14 protein-coding genes and 1 pseudogene are annotated in these 22,445 nt (G+C 66.1%); 12 read left to right on the forward strand and 3 right to left on the reverse strand.

From position 1 onward, the window contains the following. The 6 genes and pseudogenes from D7316_RS23680 to D7316_RS23705 all read left to right on the forward strand — a co-directional run bounded on the left by D7316_RS23680 (position 1) and on the right by D7316_RS23705 (position 12,308). Positions 1-1,385, forward strand: a pseudogene (locus tag D7316_RS23680) (MCE family protein). Between the two features lie 67 nt (positions 1,386-1,452). Beyond that, a complete protein-coding gene (locus tag D7316_RS23685; RefSeq protein WP_124710436.1) occupies positions 1,453-2,694 on the forward strand; it encodes an MCE family protein in 1,242 nt (413 codons plus the stop codon). Positions 2,695-2,770: 76 nt separating this feature from the next. Continuing rightward, positions 2,771-3,430, forward strand: a complete 660-nt coding sequence (locus tag D7316_RS23690) for a conjugal transfer protein (RefSeq protein WP_232017049.1) — start codon at positions 2,771-2,773, stop codon at positions 3,428-3,430. After that, the gene (locus D7316_RS23695; protein ID WP_124710437.1) at positions 3,430-4,455 is read left to right on the forward strand and encodes a hypothetical protein; all 1,026 of its coding nucleotides are present in this window, start codon (positions 3,430-3,432) and stop codon (positions 4,453-4,455) included. Before D7316_RS23690 ends, D7316_RS23695 begins: the two co-directional genes overlap by 1 nt. 327 nt (positions 4,456-4,782) lie before the next feature. Next, positions 4,783-8,271: a DNA-directed RNA polymerase subunit beta gene (gene rpoB, locus D7316_RS23700; RefSeq protein WP_124710438.1), complete on the forward strand. Its 3,489-nt coding sequence runs from the start codon at positions 4,783-4,785 to the stop codon at positions 8,269-8,271. Between the two features lie 80 nt (positions 8,272-8,351). Beyond that, complete coding sequence (locus tag D7316_RS23705) at positions 8,352-12,308, forward strand: DNA-directed RNA polymerase subunit beta' (protein WP_124710439.1); 3,957 nt, start codon at positions 8,352-8,354, stop codon at positions 12,306-12,308. A 258-nt stretch (positions 12,309-12,566) separates the two neighbouring features. Here the strand turns inward: D7316_RS23705 and D7316_RS23710 are convergent, their stop codons facing one another. Then, a complete protein-coding gene (locus D7316_RS23710) occupies positions 12,567-13,271 on the reverse strand; it encodes a TetR/AcrR family transcriptional regulator (RefSeq protein WP_124710440.1) in 705 nt (234 codons plus the stop codon). 111 nt (positions 13,272-13,382) lie between these two features. Here D7316_RS23710 and D7316_RS23715 point away from each other — a divergent pair, with 111 nt between their 5' ends. After that, positions 13,383-14,837: an MFS transporter gene (locus D7316_RS23715; protein ID WP_124710441.1), complete on the forward strand. Its 1,455-nt coding sequence runs from the start codon at positions 13,383-13,385 to the stop codon at positions 14,835-14,837. Between the two features lie 61 nt (positions 14,838-14,898). Here the strand turns inward: D7316_RS23715 and D7316_RS23720 are convergent, their stop codons facing one another. Both D7316_RS23720 and D7316_RS23725 read right to left on the reverse strand, forming a co-directional pair. Beyond that, a complete protein-coding gene (locus tag D7316_RS23720) occupies positions 14,899-15,777 on the reverse strand; it encodes an AlbA family DNA-binding domain-containing protein (protein WP_124710442.1) in 879 nt (292 codons plus the stop codon). Between the two features lie 71 nt (positions 15,778-15,848). Continuing rightward, the gene (locus D7316_RS23725; RefSeq protein WP_124710443.1) at positions 15,849-16,223 is read right to left on the reverse strand and encodes a VOC family protein; all 375 of its coding nucleotides are present in this window, start codon (positions 16,221-16,223) and stop codon (positions 15,849-15,851) included. Positions 16,224-16,394: 171 nt separating this feature from the next. Between D7316_RS23725 and D7316_RS23730 the strand changes: the two genes are divergently transcribed. The 5 genes from D7316_RS23730 to D7316_RS23750 all read left to right on the forward strand — a co-directional run bounded on the left by D7316_RS23730 (position 16,395) and on the right by D7316_RS23750 (position 22,415). Further along, complete coding sequence (locus D7316_RS23730; protein WP_124711542.1) at positions 16,395-18,056, forward strand: flavin monoamine oxidase family protein; 1,662 nt, start codon at positions 16,395-16,397, stop codon at positions 18,054-18,056. Continuing rightward, on the forward strand, positions 18,053-18,865 hold the full coding sequence (locus tag D7316_RS23735) for a carbon-nitrogen hydrolase family protein (RefSeq protein ID WP_232017050.1): 813 nt from the start codon (positions 18,053-18,055) through the stop codon (positions 18,863-18,865). Before D7316_RS23730 ends, D7316_RS23735 begins: the two co-directional genes overlap by 4 nt. A gap of 332 nt (positions 18,866-19,197) precedes the next feature. Next, the gene (locus D7316_RS23740) at positions 19,198-19,932 is read left to right on the forward strand and encodes a hypothetical protein (protein WP_124710444.1); all 735 of its coding nucleotides are present in this window, start codon (positions 19,198-19,200) and stop codon (positions 19,930-19,932) included. 381 nt (positions 19,933-20,313) lie between these two features. Next, on the forward strand, positions 20,314-21,459 hold the full coding sequence (locus D7316_RS23745; RefSeq protein WP_124710445.1) for a DNA polymerase IV: 1,146 nt from the start codon (positions 20,314-20,316) through the stop codon (positions 21,457-21,459). Beyond that, entirely contained in the window at positions 21,459-22,415 is a 957-nt protein-coding gene (locus tag D7316_RS23750) for an esterase/lipase family protein (RefSeq protein WP_408610080.1), read from the forward strand. The genes D7316_RS23745 and D7316_RS23750 overlap by 1 nt, the downstream gene beginning before the upstream one ends. Positions 22,416-22,445 lie beyond the last annotated feature (30 nt).

The raw sequence follows: 22,445 nt of genomic DNA on the forward strand, positions 1-22,445 counted from the left end.
ATGTCCCGCAAGTCGATCCGAGCCATCGTCGGCGCGGCGACGGTGTCGGTGGTGCTCGTGCTCGCCGGCTGTGGCAACGGCATCCAGTCCATTCCGCTCCCCGGTGGGGTGGACACGGGGGAGAACGCCCGGACCTACCAGATCCAGTTCGACGACATCCTCGACCTGGTGCCACAGTCCGTGGTCAAGATGGACGGCATCCCGATCGGTCGGGTGGAGTCGGTCGAGGTCCCGGAGAACCAGTGGTACGCGCAGGTCAAGGTCAAGGTGAAGAACGAGATCGACCTGTCCGACAAGTCGACGGCGGCCGTGCAGCAGACGTCGCTGCTCGGTGAGAAGTTCGTCGCGCTGACCGAACCCAAGGACAGCGAGTCGCTGCCGCGGCAGAACCCGGCCCAGCCGATCCCGCTCGACCGCACCCGGACCGCGACCGACATCGAACAGGTACTCGGCGCGCTGTCGATGCTGCTGAACGGTGGCGGCATCAACCAGCTCCAGCCGATCGTCACCGAGCTCAACAAGGCGCTCGCGGGTTCGGTCAGCCAACCGTGTGAGGTGAGGCGAGCGGGCACCCGGAACACCTGTCCGGTCTTCACCAGCCTGCTCGAACAGACCGAGGGCCTGATCACCGGCCTCAACCGGCAGCGTGACGACATCATCAGCGCCATCGACGGTCTCGCCAAGTTGTCCACGCGGGCGGCGAACCAGAAGACGCAGATCGACCGCATCCTCAAGGAGCTGCCGGCCGGTGTCGCCGTGCTGGAGGAGCAGCGGCCACAGTTCGTCGACCTCCTGAAGAAGCTCGACGAGCTGGGACAGGTGGGCACGGACGTGCTCGGCAAGTCACGGACCGCGCTGATCAACGATCTGAAGGCGTTGCGCCCGGTGCTCACCGAACTGTCCAAGGCTGCCCCGGATCTGATCACGGCGGCGCCGCTGATGCTCACCCACCCGTTCCCCGACTGGCTGCTGCCCGGGGTCAAGGGTGACGCGACCAACCTGTTCATGACGCTCGACCTGCGGCTGCTCAACCAGCTCGAGGCGCTGGGCGTCGGACAGCCGACCCCCAAGTACTCGCCGCCGGCGCGGGTCAAGGTGCCGGTCAACCCGAGCAATCCCTACGTGGGCAGCAATGGCCCGCGGTACGGATGGCCGACGATCACGTTGCTGCCGCCCGGCCCGAACTGGCGGCCGGGGCCCAACACCCCGCCGTCGGGGGTACCTATCCGATGAATCCGGCGGCCGGATCGACTCGCGCGCCGTCGTCGACCACCAAGCCGCGCACCCAGCGCGACGATGATGGTCAGTACACGCTGATGCCGCCGGCGCAACCCGGCCAGCGATTCATCGACGGACCGCTCAGCATGATCGGAGCCGGACGATGAGGCCCGGTCAGGTTGTGGGTGGGGTCGAGGCTCACGATCTCTCTGCCTCACAGATCGGAGCTCGGTGATGTTGTCGAAGGCTGTGCGGATTCAGTTGATCGTCTTCGTCGTTGTCGGGCTGGTCGCCCTCGTCTATGTGGGCGCCAAGTACGCCCGACTCGACCGGCTGGCCGGCGTCGGCCAGTACACCGTGACGGCGTCGATGAAGGAGTCCGGTGGCATTTTCACCAATGCCGAGGTGACGTATCAGGGTGTGCCGGTGGGTCGGGTGGGTGCGTTGACGCTGACGAAGGATGGCGTTGATGTGGCGCTCGAGTTGAATTCGGGTGGTCCGGAGATTCCGGCGTCGGCGGTTGCGGTGGTGGCGAATCGGTCGGCGATCGGTGAGCAGTATGTGGATTTGCAGCCGACGTCGTCGGAGGGTCCGTTTTTGTCGGATGGGTCGGTGATCACGAAGACGTCGGTGCCGCCGCCGTTGGAGGATGTGGTGGCGTCGGCGATTGATTTCACGTCGTCGATTCCGATTGATGATCTGCATACGGTGATCACGGAGTTGGGTAAGGCGTTCAATGGTCAGGGTGAGAATGTGACCCGGCTGGTGGATTCGTTGTCGAAGTTGTCGCGGTCGGGGTATGACTCGTTGGATCAGACGATTTCGTTGATTCAGAATTCGAATGTGGTGTTGGCGACGCAGGCGGATCAGTCGGATGCGATTTTGTCGTGGTCGCGGAATCTGGATCTGATCACGGCGACGTTGGCGGCTTCGGATCCGGATTTGCGGCGGTTGTTGACGACGGGGACGGCGTCGGCGACGCAGATCTCGGCGTTGCTGCAGCAGTACGGCGGCGACATCTCGACCGTCGTCAAACAGCTCGCCGGCACACTGCGGACGATCGAACCCACCTCGTTCGCCACGGCCCCGACCTTCGCGATGCTCTCCGCACTGTCGGCGGGCAGCCACGCGCCGGCGCCCGGCGACGGGCAGATCCATTTCGGTGTGGTGCTGGAGACGAACAATCCGGCGGCCTGTACACGTGGCTATGAGAGTACGAACGCGATGATCCGGGAGATGAAGCGCAAGGACCCGTCGTTCGACATCCATTACGACGAGTTCCCGTTCAACACCAATGCGAAATGCTCGGTGCCCGTCGGCAACCCGACCGGCGTGCGCAGCGCAGACCGGGCGGCCTACGCGAACCCCGAGTTCAAGCAGCCCTGGGACAGCATCCCCAAGAAGGATCCGGACAGGCTCAACCTGAACCCCCTGGCGCAGCAGCTCGCGGCGTTGATGGGTGTCCACCCGCAGTGATCTCACCCGACAGGGGAGGCCGGCGCGAATCCGCGCTTGGCCTCTTCTCAGGTGCCAACAACTACAGTGACGGCCGATGACAAGCAGCAGCACATCCACCTCTTCGACTCCGGACCGCGACACCAAGAACATCGTCGCGCTCTCGCTGGCGGTGATCGCGGTGATCGTCGCCGCGATCTGCGCGGTCTGGTTCGGATACCAGGGCTATCAGGCCTACTTCGTGCAGAAGCCGATCCAGGACGCCCGCGACGGCGCGGTGAACGGCGCCGAACAGGCCATTATCAACGTCACGACCGTGGATCCCGAGGACACCGCGGACTGGAAGCGCCGGGTGGACGGCTCGCTGACCGGGAAGGCTCGTGAGCAGATCACCAGCCAGGACGTCAGCAATCTCAATTCGATGATCACGCAGGCGGGCCCGCAGGCCGCGACGCTGACGTCCCGGTTGATCCGGAGTGCGCCGTCCGAGGTCGACGCCGACGACGGGTCCGCGAAGGTGCTCGTCTACGTCGCCGCGACGTCCAAGCGTGAGAACGAGGCCGGGGTGACCCAGACGATGGGCTTCTCGGTGTCGATGACCAAGGACGGCGACAACTGGAAGGCGAGCGACATCGTGCCGCTGGACTCCCTCGCCTACCAGGATCCGGGGACGGCGGCAGCGGTGCCCGGCGGGGGCGGCGCGAGTTCGCCCGCGCCCTCGGCTCCTGCGCCGTCGACTCCCGGGGGAGGTAACTGATGCCGACCAATCCACGCCCGCCGCGTAAGCGCACCAGCCGGACCTCGACGCCGCGCGTCGCCGGACGTCGGCGACCGACCACCGGTCCGGAGGCCGACACCACGCCGGACACCGACACCACGCCGGACACCGACACCACGCCGGCCGACCGGGCCGCTGCTGCTGCGCCCGCCGACAGCAACCCGGTGCCCTCCGAGAGCGCCGTCGACCCTGCCGAGAGCACCACGGATTCCGCCGAGAGCGTCGTCGAACCCTCCGAGAGCCCGACGGATGCCGCCGAGACCGGCACGGAAGCCGTAGAGAGCGCCACGGATACCGCCGAGAGCACGACGGAGTCCGTCGAGAGCACCACCGAACCAGTCGACGGCACCGACGAGCCCACCGATAAGCCCAAACCCGCCGGCAAGACCCGACCCGTCTCCCGGGTCTCGACGCTCCGACCGGGCGACGGCTCGTCGTCGGCCGCCTCGACGTCGAAGTCGGGCGGCGCCGCATCTTCGAAGACCTCGTCCCGACGACCCGGCACGCGACGGTCCGGAACCATCGTGGCCCTGGTGGTCGCGGCGATCGTCCTCGGCGTGTTCGCGTTGATCGCCGGTTTCCACCCGGGTGCGACGATCGGTGCCAACAAGGCCTTCGTCGACCAGCCGGCCACCACCGAACTGACGTCGCAGGTGCAGAGCAAGGCCTGCGCGCTCACCGTGGACACCGTCGACGTCGACAAATGGGCCAACAAGGCCCGCTCGGTGCTCACCGGGACCGCGCTCGGCGACTTCGACAAGTACCTACCGCAACAGCGGCAGATCCTCGCCCAGACGAAGCAGGTCGCCGACTGTCGCGTCGAGTCGGTCGGCGTCGCCGACCTGTCCGGGGGCGACGACGGCGCCACCGCGCGCGTCGTGGTGAACATGATCGTCAGCCAGCAACAGGCCGGCATCGCCGGGCAGAGCGCCGCGCCGCGCTACCAGTTCGGCATGGTCCGCCGTGGCGACGACTGGCTGATCAGCGAAGTAGAAGCTTTCTGATCCAGAATGACATCTGGAATGTCTTCGATAAATTTCGCGCGTAGCGCTTGACGAACGGGCGTCGTCGGGCCACGCTGTCACCAGTGAATGACGTGCAGGCAGCCATCAGTGCGTACTCACTTTCAGACGTGGCTTGACAAAGTACGTCTATTTTCTGCTACAGTTGGACGTTGCGCTGGCTGCCTCCTGTCCACAACTCGATCCTTCCTCTAGCCACCTTTGCTGTGTGTGCTCGTGGTGATCGCCGAAATCAGGGTGTCACCAGCGAACGGCCCATCAAGCCAAGCACCGAGCTAGGTAGAACACTTCGTGTTGGAAGGACGTATCTTGGCACTCGACCGCCAGTCCACCTCAACCATCCCCGGCGCGCCGAGGCGCGCGTCGTTCGCAAAGATCAGTGAGCCACTGGAGGTACCGGGACTTCTCGACCTCCAGCTCGATTCCTTCGAGTGGCTCGTCGGCTCCCCCGAGTGGCGTGCGAAGGCAATCGCCCGGGGCGACGACAACCCGACAGGTGGCCTCGAGGACATCCTGCACGAACTGTCCCCCATCGAGGACTTCTCCGGCTCGATGTCGCTGTCTTTCTCCGACCCGCACTTCGACGAGGTCAAGGCCTCCGTCGAGGAGTGCAAGGACAAGGACATGACCTACGCGGCGCCGCTGTTCGTCACCGCGGAGTTCATCAACAACAACACCGGTGAGATCAAGTCGCAGACCGTCTTCATGGGCGACTTCCCGATCATGACCGACAAGGGCAGCTTCATCATCAACGGCACCGAGCGTGTCGTGGTGAGCCAGCTCGTCCGTAGTCCCGGCGTCTACTTCGACTCCAACATCGACAAGACCACCGAGAAGACCCTGCACACCGTCAAGGTCATCCCGGGTCGCGGTGCGTGGCTGGAGTTCGACGTCGACAAGCGCGACACCGTCGGCGTGCGTATCGACCGCAAGCGCCGTCAGCCGGTCACCGTGCTGCTCAAGGCCCTCGGCTGGACGAACGAGGAGATCACCGAGCGTTTCGGTTTCTCCGAGATCATGATGTCGACCCTGGAGAAGGACAACACCGCCAACCAGGACGAGGCGCTCCTCGAGGTCTACCGCAAGCTGCGCCCGGGCGAGCCGCCGACCAAGGAGTCCGCGGAGAACCTGCTGGAGAACCTGTTCTTCAAGGAGAAGCGCTACGACCTCGCCCGCGTCGGCCGCTACAAGGTCAACAAGAAGCTCGGTCTGACCGCCAACCCGATGGTCGGCGATTCGGTGCTCACCCGTGAGGACATCGTCGCGACCGTCGAATACCTGGTGCGACTGCACGAGGCCGATCCGCACGTGACCTCGTACATGACCGTCCCCGGCGGCGTCGAGGTGCCGGTCGAGGTGGACGACATCGACCACTTCGGCAACCGTCGTCTGCGTACCGTCGGCGAGCTCATCCAGAACCAGATCCGGGTGGGTCTGTCGCGGATGGAGCGCGTCGTGCGTGAGCGGATGACCACGCAGGACGTCGAGGCGATCACCCCGCAGACCCTGATCAACATCCGTCCCGTCGTGGCGGCGATCAAGGAGTTCTTCGGCACCAGCCAGCTGTCGCAGTTCATGGACCAGAACAACCCGCTGTCGGGTCTGACCCACAAGCGTCGCCTGTCGGCGCTGGGCCCCGGCGGTCTGTCCCGTGAGCGCGCCGGCCTCGAGGTGCGCGACGTCCACCCGTCGCACTACGGCCGTATGTGCCCGATCGAGACCCCGGAAGGCCCGAACATCGGCCTGATCGGTTCGCTGTCGGTGTACGCGCGGGTCAACCCGTTCGGCTTCATCGAGACCCCGTACCGCAAGGTGGTCGAGGGTGTCGTCACCGACGACGTCCAGTACCTGACCGCCGACGAGGAGGACCGCTACCTCGTCGCCCAGGCGAACACCAACTACGCCCTCGACGGTCGTATCACCGACGATCGCGTGCTGGTGCGTAAGAAGGGCTCCGAGGTCGAGTTCGTCGGCGCGAACGAGGTCGATTACCTCGACGTCTCGCCGCGCCAGATGGTGTCGGTCGCGACCGCGATGATCCCGTTCCTCGAGCACGACGACGCCAACCGCGCCCTGATGGGTGCGAACATGCAGCGTCAGGCCGTGCCGCTGGTGCGCAACGAGTCGCCGCTGGTCGGTACCGGCATGGAGCTGCGTGCCGCCGTCGACGCCGGTGACGTGGTCGTGTCCGGCAAGACCGGTGTGGTGGAGGAGGTCTCCGCCGACTACATCACCGTGATGGCCGACGACGGCACCCGCGACACCTACCGGATGCGCAAGTTCGCCCGCTCGAACCACGGCACGTGCGCCAACCAGCGCCCGATCGTGGACGAGGGCCAGCGCGTCGAGACCGGTCAGGTCCTCGCCGACGGTCCGTGCACCGAGAACGGTGAGATGGCCCTGGGCAAGAACCTGCTCGTGGCGATCATGCCGTGGGAGGGCCACAACTACGAGGACGCGATCATCCTGAGCCAGCGGCTCGTGGAGGAGGACGTGCTCACCTCGATCCACATCGAGGAGCACGAGATCGACGCCCGCGACACCAAGCTCGGTGCCGAGGAGATCACCCGGGACATCCCGAACGTCTCCGACGAGGTCCTCGCGGATCTCGACGAGCGCGGCATCGTGCGCATCGGTGCGGAGGTCCGCGACGGCGACATCCTGGTCGGCAAGGTCACCCCGAAGGGCGAGACCGAGCTGACCCCGGAAGAGCGTCTGCTGCGTGCCATCTTCGGTGAGAAGGCCCGCGAGGTGCGCGACACCTCGCTCAAGGTCCCGCACGGTGAGACCGGCAAGGTCATCGGCGTCCGCGTCTTCAGCCGCGACGACGACGACGATCTCGCACCCGGTGTCAACGAGCTGGTCCGCGTCTACGTGGCCCAGAAGCGCAAGATCCAGGACGGCGACAAGCTGGCCGGCCGCCACGGCAACAAGGGCGTCATCGGCAAGATCCTCCCCGCGGAGGACATGCCGTTCCTGCCCGATGGCACCCCGGTCGACATCATCCTGAACACCCACGGTGTGCCGCGTCGTATGAACATCGGCCAGATCCTGGAGACCCACCTCGGGTGGGTCGCCAAGGCCGGTTGGAACATCAACGTGGCCAGCGGTGTGCCGGACTGGGCGTCGAAGCTGCCCGAGGACATGTACTCGGCAGAGCCCAACACCAACACCGCGACCCCGGTGTTCGACGGTGCCCGCGAGGAGGAGCTGACCGGACTGCTGTCCTCGACGCTGCCGAACCGCGACGGCGACGTGATGGTGAACGGTGACGGCAAGGCGACGCTGTTCGACGGTCGTTCCGGCGAGCCGTTCCCGTACCCGGTCTCGGTCGGCTACATGTACATCATCAAGCTGCACCACCTGGTCGACGACAAGATCCACGCGCGTTCGACCGGGCCGTACTCGATGATCACGCAGCAGCCGCTCGGTGGTAAGGCGCAGTTCGGTGGTCAGCGCTTCGGTGAGATGGAGTGCTGGGCCATGCAGGCCTACGGCGCCGCCTACACCCTGCAGGAGTTGCTCACCATCAAGTCGGACGACGTGGTCGGCCGCGTGAAGGTGTACGAGGCGATCGTCAAGGGCGAGAACATCCCCGAGCCGGGTATCCCGGAGTCGTTCAAGGTTCTCCTCAAGGAACTGCAGTCGCTCTGTCTCAACGTCGAGGTGCTCAGCTCGGATGGCGCAGCCATCGAGATGCGCGACACCGACGACGAGGATCTCGAGCGTGCTGCGGCGAATCTGGGGATCAACCTGTCGCGGAACGAGTCCGCGACGGTCGACGACCTCGCCAACTGATCCGACCAAACCCGACGAACTGGGCCCGCTCGCTACCGCTCCCGGCGCCCGCCTGACTAGAAGAGCTCGAAAGGTAACAAGTGCTCGACGTCAACTATTTCGATGAACTGAAGATCGGCCTGGCCACGGCCGACGACATCCACAACTGGTCGTACGGCGAGGTCAAGAAGCCGGAGACGATCAACTACCGCACGCTCAAGCCCGAGAAGGACGGCCTGTTCTGCGAGAAGATCTTCGGACCCACTCGCGACTGGGAGTGCTACTGCGGCAAGTACAAGCGCGTGCGCTTCAAGGGCATCATCTGTGAGCGCTGCGGCGTCGAGGTGACCCGCGCCAAGGTGCGTCGTGAGCGGATGGGCCACATCGAGCTGGCCGCTCCGGTCACCCACATCTGGTACTTCAAGGGTGTGCCGAGCCGGCTGGGCTACCTGCTCGACCTGGCGCCGAAGGATCTCGAGAAGATCATCTACTTCGCCGCCTACGTCATCACCTCGGTGGACGACGAGCTGCGCCATGCGGAGCTGTCGACCCGTGAGGCGGAGATCGAGGTCGAGAAGAAGGCGCTCGCCGATCAGCGCGACGTGGACCTGAACGAGCGTCAGCAGAAGCTCGAGCAGGATCTCGCCGAGCTGGAGGCCGAGGGTGCCAAGGCCGACGTGCGCCGCAAGGTGCGCGACGGTGCCGAGCGCGAGATGCGTCGTATGCGCGATCACGCACAGCGTGCGCTCGACGATCTCGAGGAGATCTGGGACCGCTTCGTGAAGCTGAGCCCGGGCGAGCTGATCATCGACGAGAAGCTCTACCGCCAGCTCGACGAGCGCTTCGGTGAGTACTTCACCGGGGCGATGGGTGCCGAGGCGATCAAGAAGCTCCTGGAGAGCTTCGACATCGACGCCGAGGCCGACTCGCTGCGCGAGACCATCCGCAGTGGCAAGGGCCAGAAGAAGCTGCGCGCGCTGAAGCGACTCAAGGTCGTCGCGGCGTTCCAGCAGTCCGGCAACTCGCCGCTGGGCATGGTGCTCGACGCCGTGCCGGTGATCCCGCCGGAGCTTCGTCCGATGGTGCAGCTCGACGGTGGCCGCTTCGCGACCTCCGACCTCAACGATCTGTACCGCCGTGTCATCAACCGCAACAACCGACTCAAGCGACTGATCGACCTCGGCGCCCCCGAGATCATCGTCAACAACGAGAAGCGGATGCTGCAGGAGTCGGTCGACGCCCTGTTCGACAACGGTCGTCGTGGCCGTCCGGTCACCGGACCGGGCAACCGTCCGCTGAAGTCGCTGAGCGATCTGCTCAAGGGCAAGCAGGGCCGGTTCCGTCAGAACCTGCTCGGCAAGCGCGTCGACTACTCGGGCCGTTCGGTCATCGTCGTCGGTCCGCAGCTCAAGCTGCACCAGTGTGGTCTGCCGAAGCTGATGGCCCTCGAGCTGTTCAAGCCGTTCGTGATGAAGCGTCTGGTCGACCTGAACCAGGCACAGAACATCAAGTCGGCCAAGCGCATGGTCGAGCGTCAGCGCCCCGCGGTGTGGGACGTCCTCGAAGAGGTCATCGCCGAGCACCCGGTGTTGCTGAACCGTGCACCGACGCTGCACCGCCTCGGTATCCAGGCCTTCGAGCCGCAGCTGGTGGAGGGTAAGGCCATCCAGCTGCACCCGTTGGTGTGTGAGGCGTTCAACGCCGACTTCGACGGTGACCAGATGGCCGTGCACCTGCCGCTGTCGGCAGAGGCGCAGGCCGAGGCCCGCGTGCTGATGCTGTCGTCGAACAACATCCTGTCGCCGGCCTCGGGTCGTCCGCTGGCCATGCCGCGACTGGACATGGTGACCGGTCTGTACTACCTGACCACCCTCAAGGAGGGCGCGGCAGGCGAGTACACGAAGGCGAGCAACGACGACGTCGAGCGCGGTGTCTACTCGACCCCGGCCGAGGCCATCATGGCCGTCGACCGTGGTGCGCTCACCGTGCAGTCCGCCATCAAGGTGCGGCTGACCGATCAGCGTCCGCCCGCCGACATCGAGGGCGAGCAGTTCCCCGATGGTTGGAAGTACGGACAGCCGTGGGAGATCGAGACCACGCTGGGTCGCGTCCTGTTCAACGAGCTGCTCCCCGTGGAGTACCCGTTCGTCAACGAGCAGATGCCGAAGAAGCGTCAGGCCGTGATCATCAACGATCTGGCCGAGCGGTACCCGATGATCGTCGTGGCGCAGACCGTCGACAAGCTCAAGGACGTCGGCTTCCACTGGGCCACGCGTTCCGGTGTGACCGTGTCCATGGCCGACGTGCTGGTTCCGCCGGCCAAGGCGGAGATCCTCGACAAGTACGAGGAGCGGGCCGACGGCCTGGAGCGCAAGTTCCAGCGTGGTGCCCTCACCCCGGAGGAGCGTCGCGACGCTCTGGTCGAGATCTGGAAGCAGGCCACCGAAGAGGTCGGCCAGGCGATGGAGGCTCACTACCCGGATGACAACCCGATCCCGATGATCGTCAAGTCGGGTGCGGCGGGCAACATGACCCAGATCCGCTCGCTGGCGGGCATGAAGGGTCTGGTGACCAACCCGAAGGGTGAGTTCATCCCGCGTCCGATCAAGTCCTCGTTCCGCGAGGGCCTGACCGTTGCGGAGTACTTCATCAACACCCACGGTGCCCGTAAGGGTCTGGCCGACACCGCGCTGCGTACCGCCGACTCGGGTTACCTGACCCGTCGTCTGGTGGACGTGTCGCAGGACGTCATCGTCCGCGAGACCGATTGCGGTACCGAGCGGGGCATCCTCACGACCATCGCCGAGAAGCAGGCCGACGGCTCGCTGATCCGCGATGCGCACGTGGAGACCTCCACCTACGCCCGGACCCTGGCCCAGGATGCGGTCGACGAGAACGGTGCGGTGATCGTCGAGCGCGGACACGATCTCGGCGATCCCGCGATCGAGGCTCTGCTCGGCGCCGGCATCACGCACGTCAAGGTGCGGTCGGTGCTGACCTGTGGCACGGGCACCGGTGTGTGTGCGATGTGCTACGGCCGTTCGATGGCGACCGGCAAGCTCGTCGACATCGGCGAGGCCGTCGGTATCATCGCGGCCCAGTCGATCGGTGAGCCCGGTACCCAGCTGACGATGCGTACGTTCCACCAGGGTGGCGTCGGTGACGACATCACCGGTGGTCTGCCGCGAGTCCAGGAACTCTTCGAGGCGCGCGTGCCCAAGGGTGTCGCGCCCATCGCCGAGGTCTCCGGCCGCATCCGTCTCGAGGACGACGACCGCTTCTACAAGATCACGGTCATCCCCGATGACGGATCGGAAGAGGTCGTCTACGACAAGATCTCCAAGCGTCAGCGTCTGCGCGTGTTCAAGCACGACGACGGCAGCGAGCGTCTGCTCGCCGACGGCGACCACGTGGAGGTGGGCCAGCAGCTCATGGAGGGCTCGGCCAACCCGCACGAGGTGCTGCGCGTGATGGGACCCCGTCAGGTGCAGGTGCACCTGGTCAACGAGGTCCAGGAGGTCTACCGCAGCCAGGGTGTGTCGATCCACGACAAGCACATCGAGACCATCGTGCGTCAGATGCTGCGTCGCGTGACGATCATCGATTCGGGTTCGACCGAGTTCCTGCCCGGTTCGCTCACCGAGCGCGCGGACTTCGAGAACGCGAACCGTCGTGTGGTGACCGAAGGTGGCGAGCCCGCCGCCGGACGTCCCGTGCTCATGGGTATCACCAAGGCATCGCTGGCCACCGAGTCGTGGCTGTCGGCGGCGTCGTTCCAGGAGACCACTCGCGTGCTCACCGATGCGGCCATCAACAGCCGCAGCGACAAGCTGATCGGTCTCAAGGAGAACGTGATCATCGGTAAGTTGATCCCGGCCGGTACCGGTATCAACAAGTACCGCAACATCCAGGTTCAGCCGACCGAGGAAGCGCGTGCCGCGGCCTACGCGGTGCCGTCCTACGACGACACCTACTACAGCCCGGACGGCACCTTCGGTGCCCCTGCCGGCGCTGCGGTGCCGCTGGACGACTACGGGTTCTCCAACGATTACCGCTGACCGCTCACTGCTGATCGATCTCGATACGCCACTCACTCCGTTCGCGGCTACTCGATCCGAGGAGTAGTCCGAGGCGCTAGCCGGGGACGTATCGAGATCACGTAAGCCGCACGCGAACGGCCCCCGCACTCTCACGAGTGCGGGGGCCGTTGCAGTTTCTGGCCGCTGTTTCAGCTTCCGGCCTGGGGCGGTATCCGCGGCCAGACACTGGAGGCGCGGCCAGAACCCATGCCGGCCGGAACCCATGCCGGCCGGAAACTACGGTGCGGCTTCCGCCTCGATCCGGATCCCGTCCAGCAGCAGCTCGAGTCCGGCGCGGAACTGGTCGATGTCCTCGTGGCCGTCGAACTCGTCGACGATGTAATGCATGAACGGGTACTCGTCCCGGTCGAGCGCACGCCACTGGTCCGCGATCCCGTGCAGGTAGTCGGCTGCGGCGACCTCGCCGTCGACGACCTCCTTCGGTGGTTCCTGTCCGAGGTCTGCGGCGACCCCGATGACGTATCCGAGGACCGCCGACACCGCGTGAAAGGTCTTGCGGGGGGACAGTTGCAACCGCATCATCTGTTCCCCGAGCCGCTCGTAGAAGACGAGTCCGTTGGCCTGGATGGTCGTGTTCCGCATGAAGTAGGCGGCGAGCCAAGGTCGTTCGGCGACGGTGGTGAACAGTGACAGCGCGAGGGTGCGGACGTTGTCGAGTGGGTCGGCGTCGGTCTCGGCGGCGAGGTCGGCGGTGTCCTCCAGTACCGCGGCGATGACGTGGTCGGTCGCGAGGTTGAGGAGTTCGTCCTTGTTCGACACGTACCAGTAGATACTCCCGACGCCACCGCCGAGCCGGGCCGCCAGGGCCCGGAACGTCAGGGCCGGCTCGCCCGCCTCGTCGAGCAGCTCGACCGCTGCGTCCACGACGGCCTCGAGTGAATGGGAGACGCGCCGCCGAGTGCCGCGTCGTTCAGGTGCCATGCCGTCTATCCCATCACATCGGCACATCAGGCCTTGCGCCGGATCGAACGGCGTTCTATTCTCGAACCATGTTCGAAACTCGAACAACGTTCGATGAAAGGAGGTGCAGCGATGACCTCGATGACTGAATCGCTTCCCGGCCGGACCTATACGTCCCTGCGCGCCGCATGGATTCCTCTCGCTGCCCTGTGCTTGGCCTTCTTCGTGGAGATGGTCGACAACACACTGCTCACCATCGCCCTGCCGACGATCGGTCGCGATCTCGGCAGCGGCACGACTGCCCTGCAATGGGTGACCGGGGCCTACTCGCTCACCTTCGGCGGGCTGTTGCTCACGGCGGGATCGGCCGCCGACCGTCTCGGCCGACGGCGGGTACTACTCGTCGGCCTCGCCGCCTTCGGGCTGATCAGCCTGCTGGTGATCTGGGTTCACTCGCCTGGCGAGCTGATTGCCCTGCGTGCCGCTCTCGGTGTCGCCGCCGCGGCGATGGCACCGATCACGAACTCCCTGGTGTTCCGCCTGTTCGAGGCGGAGGAACTGCGCATGCGCGCGATGACACTGATGATCGTCGTCGGCATGAGCGGATTCATCCTGGGTCCGCTGCTCGGCGGAACCGCTCTCGCACATGTGAGTTGGGAGTGGCTGCTGGTCGTCAACGCGCCGATCGCGCTCATCGCATGGATCGGGGTGCGGATGGGCGTTGCCGCCGACCGCCCCGAGGATCTGACGGGTGATCGGCTCGACCTACCCGGCGCGGTTCTGAGTATCGCAACGATCGGGTTGGCCTGCTACACGCTGACCAGCGGTGTCGAACACGGCTGGGCGTCGATCCTCACCGTGGGATGTGCCCTGGGCGCCGTCCTCGCGCTGGTCGTCTTCGTCTGGCACGAGCGTCGGACCTCGCAGCCGATGCTGGATCTGACGATCTTCACCTCCGGCACGGTGCGTGGCGCCGCCATCGCCCAGGTCGGGACCTCGATCGCGATGGCCGGGGTGATGTTCGGGCTGATCCTGCATTTCCAGTACGCCTACGGGTGGAGTCCGGTGAAGGCCGGACTCGCCAACCTGCCGATGATCATCACGATGATCGCGGCGACGCCGATCTCGGAAGGCCTGGCGAAGAAGTTCGGTCACCGGATCGCGTGCCTCGTCGGTGCCGTGTTGCTCGCCGGCTCGTTGGCCGGCCTCGCCTGGGGCGTCGACCACGGTTACCTGGCGATCGCGGTGTTCATGGTCACCCTGACCATCGGCCTGCGGACGGTCATGACGATCTGCGCGGTCGCTCTCGTCGCTGCGATGCCCGAGAACCGGACCTCGATCGGCGCGGCGCTCAACGACACCGCACAGGAAGTGGGTACCAGTGTCGGCACGGCCGTGGTCGGGACCCTCATCGCCGCGCTGGTGACCGTCAGCCTGCCGGCCGGTGTGTGGAGCAGCGACCTGGTCACGTCGTTCTTCCACGGGGAGCGGATCACGTATGCCGCACTCGCGGTGGTCGTCGGGCTGATCGCCGGGTGGGGTGCGTTGACGCTCACCGACTCGCACTCGGCCGAAGAGCCCCACTGAGTCGAATCGGCCCGAGGCCGGACCGCCTGGTCCGTCGCCTCGGGCCGAATCGACGGCCCCGTCACCGCTCGACGGCGACTCGGACCACTGCCCGGAACTGTGCCGCCGCGGCAGCGCCCGCGCCGAGCGGCCAGCGGTTCATGACGTAATCCGCCGCCTGATCGACGGTCAGCTGCCGGGTGGAGTTGCCGGTGCGGACCCAGAACTCCGGAGAGGCGCTCTTGCCCGGCCGAAGGTAGACCGGACGCGGCGACGGCGCGCAGTTGATGCGACAGACGGGTAACGTGCGACCTCCGTCGGCGGTGGCGTCCTCGATGGTGACGCCCACGGCGGCCGCTGCGTTCTGGCCCAGCGTCGTCGTCAGCAGGTCCCGCAACCAGAGTTCGAATCGGTCGGCATCCGGAACCTTGAGGGTTGCGTAGTCACGGTCGAGGCCCAGCGGCGTCCCGTCGTCGTCCACACCGACGAGCAATGTCCCGCCGCTCGCGTTGAGGAACGCCGAGATCGTCTTCACGATCACGTGCTCCATGCGCGGATCCTTGTCTCCCGTACGCATGTTCACGCGTGCGGTCGACTTGAACTCGACCCGATCGGACTCGCCCGCGGCCAGCAGGTCGGTGAGGCCGACGTGCTGTTGGCGCTGGAAGTGTGCTGCCACCGCGCCGTAGACGGCGATGGTGACGATCGAGCTGATCAGCGTCACGGCCACCGTCAGCACACTCCACAGTCGCAGGTCCCGATCGATGGCGCCCGCGATGAACAGTCCGATCGCGGACCCCAGGATCGACAGCACGATGCACGTGGTGATGTCGAGCCGGGCGTACCTGCGGAGCAGCCACCGCGACACCGCACCGAAGACCAGCGCGACCAGCAGGACGACCAGCAACGCTCCGGCCGTCACCCACACGGGGACGCCGAACTCATACGCTCCGACGTCCACACCTGAACCCTCATCTCGCACGGGGACAGTATGGCGAACCTCCCCGTCTCAGACGACGGGTGCCTCCACCCTCAGCCCTGATACCGATACGGCAGATACTGCACGTTCCAGTGGTTCCCGTCCGGGTCGTCGAAGTAGACGAAGTGTCCCCACGCCTGCTCGTCGACCTCGCTGGCCTCGACGCCGACATCGATGAGTTGCTTTCGCGCGACGTTGATGTCGGAGACACACAGCATCAGGGTGCCGGGATTCGGCGGGCCTCCGTCGACGATGCCCTTGCCGAACGCGATCGAGCAGTTCGATCCCGGGGGAGTCATCTGCACGAACCGGATGTCGTCGGTCGGCGACTGATCGTGATCAGGGTTGAACCCGATCCTCGTGTAGAACTCCTTGGCCCGATCGACGTCGCTGACGGGGAGAAACGCGACCTCGAGTGTCCAGTCCATGATGCTGCCTCTCTGTGATGTGATGCGGTGATGTGATGCCGTACGAATCTCGACAGCACCCAGTGTGCTCCCCAATGCGGACAATTTCGGTCCGCAATGTCGATCGTGTTCGGATTCGCCGCGCCGTCGGAGAACCGGGCGGCGTTCGTCGTTCGGCAATACGCTGAGGCGATGCAGCCCGACCGGCCGGTGACCATCTTCGGTCCCGACTTCCCGTTCGCCTACGACGACTGGATCACCCATCCGGCCGGGATCGGTTCGGTGCCGACCGATGCGCTGGGCTCGGAGGTCGCCGTGATCGGCGCGGGAATGGCCGGGATGGTCGCCGCCTACGAGTTGATGAAGGTCGGTCTGCGTCCGGTCGTGTACGAGCCGGAGCGGATCGGGGGCCGACTCCGATCGGAACATTTCGTACCGGGTGAGCCCGAGGTCGCCGAGCTCGGTGGCATGCGGTTCCCGGCCTCGTCGTCGACGTTCTTCCATTACGTCGACACCTTCGGCCTGCGCAGCCGTCCGTTTCCCAACCCGCTCACCGAGGCGGCCGGCAGTACCGTCATCGACCTGGGCGGCGAGACGCTCTACGCACGCACGCTCGAGGACCTGCCGCCGATCTACACCGAGATCGAGACCGCCTGGGACAGTGCGCTCGAGCGGGTCGCCGGGTTCTCCGCCCTCCAGGACGCCATCCGCGACCGCGACATCGCGCACCTCAAGGCCCTGTGGAATCGGCTGGTCGTGGACTGGGATGACCGCAGCTTCTACGACTTCCTCGCCACCTCGGACGAGTTCGGATCGCTGTCGTTCCGTCATCGCGAACTGTTCGGTCAGGTCGGATTCGGCACCGGCGGTTGGGATTCCGACTTCGCGAACTCGATGCTGGAGATCCTTCGAGTGGTGGTGACCAATTGCGACACCGAGCAGCACCTCATCGTCGGTGGCGCCGAGCAGGTACCGCGCAAACTCTGGTCCGACAGCCCGGCGAACATCCGGTACTGGCCGGTCGGCACGAGCCTGTCGTCACTGCACAGCGGCGTGCCCCGCGCCGGCGTGGCCGCACTTCGTCGGCTGGGACCCAACCGTATCGAAGTCGTCGACCGGTGGGGTGACTCGCGCGAGTTCCCGGCCGTCGTGGCGACCTGTCAGGCGTGGCTGCTTTCCACCGAGATCGAGTGCGACGAGGCTCTGTTCAGCCAGGACCTGTGGATGGCGCTGGACCGGACCCGCTACATGCAGTCGTCGAAGACCTTCGTCATGGTCGACCGGCCGTTCTGGACCGACCGGGACCCGGTCACGGGTCGTGACGTGCTCAGCATGACGCTGACCGATCGGTTGACAAGGGGCACATACCTTTTCGACAACGGTCCAGATCGCCCGGGGGTCATCTGCCTCAGCTACACCTGGATGAGCGATGCGCTCAAGGTGTTGCCGCACTCGGTGGAGCGTCGAGTCTCGTTGGCGCTGGACGCATTACGCAAGATCTATCCCGACGTCGACATCGCTGAGCACATCGTCGGCCGGCCTCTGACGGTCTCCTGGGAGGCCGAACCGCATTTCCTCGGCGCGTTCAAGGGTGCGTTGCCCGGCCATTATCGTTACAACACCCGCATGTACGGGCACTTCCACGACCAGCACAAGCTGCCCGACGACGAACGCGGCATCTTCATCGCCGGCGACGACGTCTCGTTCATGCCGGCCTGGGTCGAGGGGGCGGTCCAGACCGCCCTCAATGCGGTGTGGGGCGTGATCGACCACTTCGGCGGCACCTCCCACCCCGATAACCCCGGCCCTGGCGATCGATACGCCGAACTCGGCCCCATCGACATCGGGCCGTGAACGAATTGTCTTCGGACGGTGGGCAACTCCGGGTGGCACTCTGGCAGTGCGAATCCGCGCCCGGTCGTGTCGAGGACAACCTCGCGCGGCTCGAGTCGGCGATCGCCGCCGCCGCCCGGCAGTCGGCGGATCTGCTGGTGACGCCGGAGATGATGATCACCGGCTATGACATCGGCGCCGAAGACGCGCGCCGCCTCGCCGATCCGGTGGGCGGACCGGTCGGCGTCAGGGTGGCCCGGATGGCGCGCCGGCACGATGTCGCGGTGCTGTACGGGTGCGCGGAGTCGACGCCCGACGGGCTGGTGTACAACGCCATCCGCCTCGTCGGGCGGGACGGGACGTCGCTGGCCACCCATCACAAGACCCATCTGTTCGGTGAACTGGACCGGCGGATGGTCGCGGCGGGCCAGACGGCACCACCTGTCATCGACTGTGCGGGCTGGCGGCTCGGTCTGCTGACGTGCTACGAGGTGGAGTTCCCCGAACTCGTCCGGGGCCTCGCGCTGCGCGGCGCCGATCTCGTGTGCGTGCCGACGGCGAACATGATCGAGTACGACGTCGTGCAGGATGTGCTAGTGCCCGCGCGCGCCCTGGAGAGCCAGGTCTATGTGGCTTACGCGAATTACTGTGGTGCCGAGGGCGACTTGGTGTATGGCGGCCGCAGCGAGATGGCCGCACCGACCGGGCTGGTCGTCGCCGCGGCCGGTCGCGGGCCGGAACTGATCGTCGTGGACATCGACCGCCGCACGCTCGATGAGACGCGGGAGCGCTATCCGTATCTTAACGATCGGCGGCCGGAGATTTACTGACACAACGGCGTTCGACCGAACGATCGATCACCACATGCCGCGGCAATTCCCGTGATTCACGTCTGGACAGGATGCGGCGCGTACCCTACGGTAGCGTTACGCGCCCGAAAGTTACCGGTCGGTAAGACGGCGCTGGGGGGTCGGTTGCACCTCGGTCGGTACCGTCCTGTACGGGATACCGGATCGAAGTGTCATCTCCGACAAGGGGTTTCAGAAGTACGACTTTGCGATCCCGGCCGGTAGGGAAGCCGGCGGGCTGGAACGTCATGCGTCACGTGTCGGGGGCGTAGGTCATGGCGCCAGATCTCACGCAGCCACTCGAGGGGGAACTCATGACCGACACACTCACCTTCCGTATGCGCACCCGGAGCGGCGACGCACTGAGGCGACCCATGGCGTTGCTCGAGGCCATCGAGGTCGAAGAACTCATCGTCATCCCCGGACTCGACGCGTTGCTCGACTCGCCTCAGGAGTTCTCGCTGAGCTTCGACGCCTCCATCTCGCTGTCCGGCATGTTGCGCAAACACGCACAACGGGTCGGTATCCTCAAGCAGATGGCCGCCGAGGCATTCGCTGAGAATGACTGTGGCCCTGAAGATCTCGACCACGTGCCGGCGGCGCTGCCGGTGCGTGCACTCCGCTTCATCGCGGGCCAACCCCGATGGGAGGGCGACGCCGGTGGGCTGGACGTCGTACGGGTCGCGTTCGCCTTCGTCGCGGTCCACGCGCTGACCGACCCGACCGATTGCCGGACGGCTTCGCGTGCACTGCATCTGCGACCCCGTCCGCTCCATGATGATCGGGCGCTGCTGCGCCGCGTCCTCGTCGATGCGATGCCCGGTCTCGATCCCAGCGCCGCCCAGCTCCTGCCGATCTACGTCAGCAAGGCGAGCGCCTATTTCGCCGACCCCGACGCGATCCGATGGTCGGTCCCGTTCGGCGGTGGCACGCGCGACGGAGCGACGCCGTCCTCATCGTTGCTCGCCTACAACCCGCACGCCTTGCACGAGGCGTGCCGGACGATCGGGCTGAACGATCGGGCTCTTCGGATCGCGCCGCGACATTAGGGATCGGGTCGGGCCGGCGGCCGCCGTACCAGCGAGTTCGTGCGATGGATCACATCAGCGAACAATCATGACCTAGACCACTGGACAACGCCAGAATCGTACTCTACGGTAGCTTACGCACCGGTAAGCTACTCCAGCGTAACCCGCCGGTGCGGCAGGTTTCGGCACGTCAGAGGGGTTGTGCGATGCGCAGAACGCACCGGATCGCGCCTCTTCGACGCATGTCACCAGGCCACGTCGACGCAGGGGAGGGCGTCGCTGCGGGGTCGGGTCGGATCGGTCGTCGGCGCAGCCGGCACGGCCGATCCGACCCGGGGGTCCGGGTGCCCTGCCAGCGTCGATCAACTCTGTCGGATCGCTCGACGCAGTACGCTGAGCTGCGTGGCAGACACACCACTTCGGTACCGGTGGCTGATTCACGTCGACCTGGATCAGTTCCAGGTGTCGGTCGAGCGGCTGCGCAGCCCGGAGCTCGTCGGGGTGCCGGTGATCGTCGGTGGAAACGGCGACCCGACCGAGGCGCGCAAGGTGGTCACGTGTGCCTCGTACGAGGCGAGAGACGTCGGCGTGCGCGCGGGGATGCCGTTGCGGGCCGCCTATCGGAAGATGCCCGACGCGGTGTATCTCCCGCTCGACGTCCCGGCGTACGACGTGGCATCGGCGGACGTGATGAACGCGCTTCGCAGCTTCGGACACCCCGTCGAGGTGTGGGGCTGGGATGAGGCCTACATCGGGGTGGAACCTCTTGACGGTTCCGGCGACGACGTCGTCGAGCCGGCGGAAGCCTTCGACCGCACGACAATCGGCCGATTCGCGGAGCGGATCCGCGCGAAGGTGTTCTCCCGAACCGGCCTGCATTGCTCGATCGGCATCTCCGACAACAAGCAGCGGGCAAAGATGGCGACCGGCTTCGCGAAGAAACCCGACCCGGAATCGGCGGCCCTGGCTCCGTTCCGGATCGAGAAGGTCTTCGAACTCGACGAGCAGAACTGGTTGCCGCTCATGGGAGATCGTCCCTGTCGCGACCTGTGGAGCGTCGGGCCGAGGACCGCGGCGAAACTCGCCGCTCATGGTGTCGACACCGTTCATCAGTTGATCGCGACGCCCCGCGACGATCTGATCGAGGTCTTCGGTCCGCATCAGGGCAACTGGCTGTATGTGTTGTGCCGCGGGGGTGGGGATTCGACGATCACCCCCGAGCCGTGGCTCGCCCGCTCGCATTCCAAATCGCGGACCTATCCGACCGACATGACCGATCGTGACGAGATGCGCTCGGCGGCATTCGAACTCACCGAGGAGCTGGTGAACCAGGTACTCGCCGAGGAGCGGGAGGTGTTCCGCGTCGCGGTCACCGTCCGCACCACCACCTTCTACACGCGGACCAAGTCCCGGAAGCTGCCGGCCCCGACGACGCGCTATGACGACATCGCTCCCGTCATCGGCGAACTCCTCGGCAACTTCGAGATCGACCGTCCCGTACGGCTGCTCGGGGTGCGCTGCGACCTGGTGACACCGGAGGACGAATGATGCGCGCAGTCCGGCGGGCCCTCGTCGCGCTGCTGGCCGCTGCGGCGGTTCTCGCCCTCGGCGCACCGGCCCTGGCCTCACCGACCCGACCGCTACCGGTCGTCTACGACTTCACCGAGGGCATCCGCGCCGAGCTCGCACATCCCGGCGGTTCGCTGCCCGGCACCAACGACTTCGCGTGCCGCCCGACCCGGCAGCATCCACGACCGGTGATCCTGGTCCACGGCAGTGGTGGTGGCCGCCAGACGAACTGGGCGACGCTTGCGCCGGTCCTCGCCAACGCCGGCTACTGCGTGTACGCGCCGACGTACGGGGCGTTGACGACGGTGTGGCCGGCGTCCGCGCTCGGCGGTCTCGGACCGAAGGTCGACAGTGCGTGGCAGATCAAGACCTTTGTCGACCGGGTCATGGCGGCCACCGGCGCGGCCAGGGTGGACATCGTCGGTCACTCGCTCGGCACCGAGATCCCCACGTACTGGATGAAGTACCTCGGCGGGCGCGGCAAGGTGGAGCACTACGTCTCACTCGCCCCGTACTGGCGGCAGGGACCCGACTCCGACGACGACCGGGGCGAGTCGATCGCGATGTTCCGTCATGCGCTCGGCATCCCCGAATCGCCCCGACCGCCGTGTCCTGAGTGCGTGCCCGCCCCGCGCGATCTGTCGTTCAACGAAGCGGTGCGCCAACCGACGCCATACCTGCCCGGCGTGGCCTACACCAACATCGTCACCCGCCACGACGAGATCGTCACCCCGTACTCGAGCGGCATCCTGGACGGCCCGCCCGGTACCGACGTACGCAACATCGTTGTGCAGGACGGCTGCCCGGCGGACCGGTCCGATCACGCATCGATCACGTCCAACCGACGGAGCGCGGCGCTGGTGCTCGGCGCACTCGACCCCGCACACGCGCCGCCGGTGCCGTGCGTCGCGGTGCCGCCCTACACCGGCGGTTGAGTCGGCGATCCGACCGGCTCCGCCCTTGTG

The sequence above is a fragment of the Gordonia insulae genome (assembly GCF_003855095.1).
GTDB lineage: Bacteria > Actinomycetota > Actinomycetes > Mycobacteriales > Mycobacteriaceae > Gordonia > Gordonia insulae.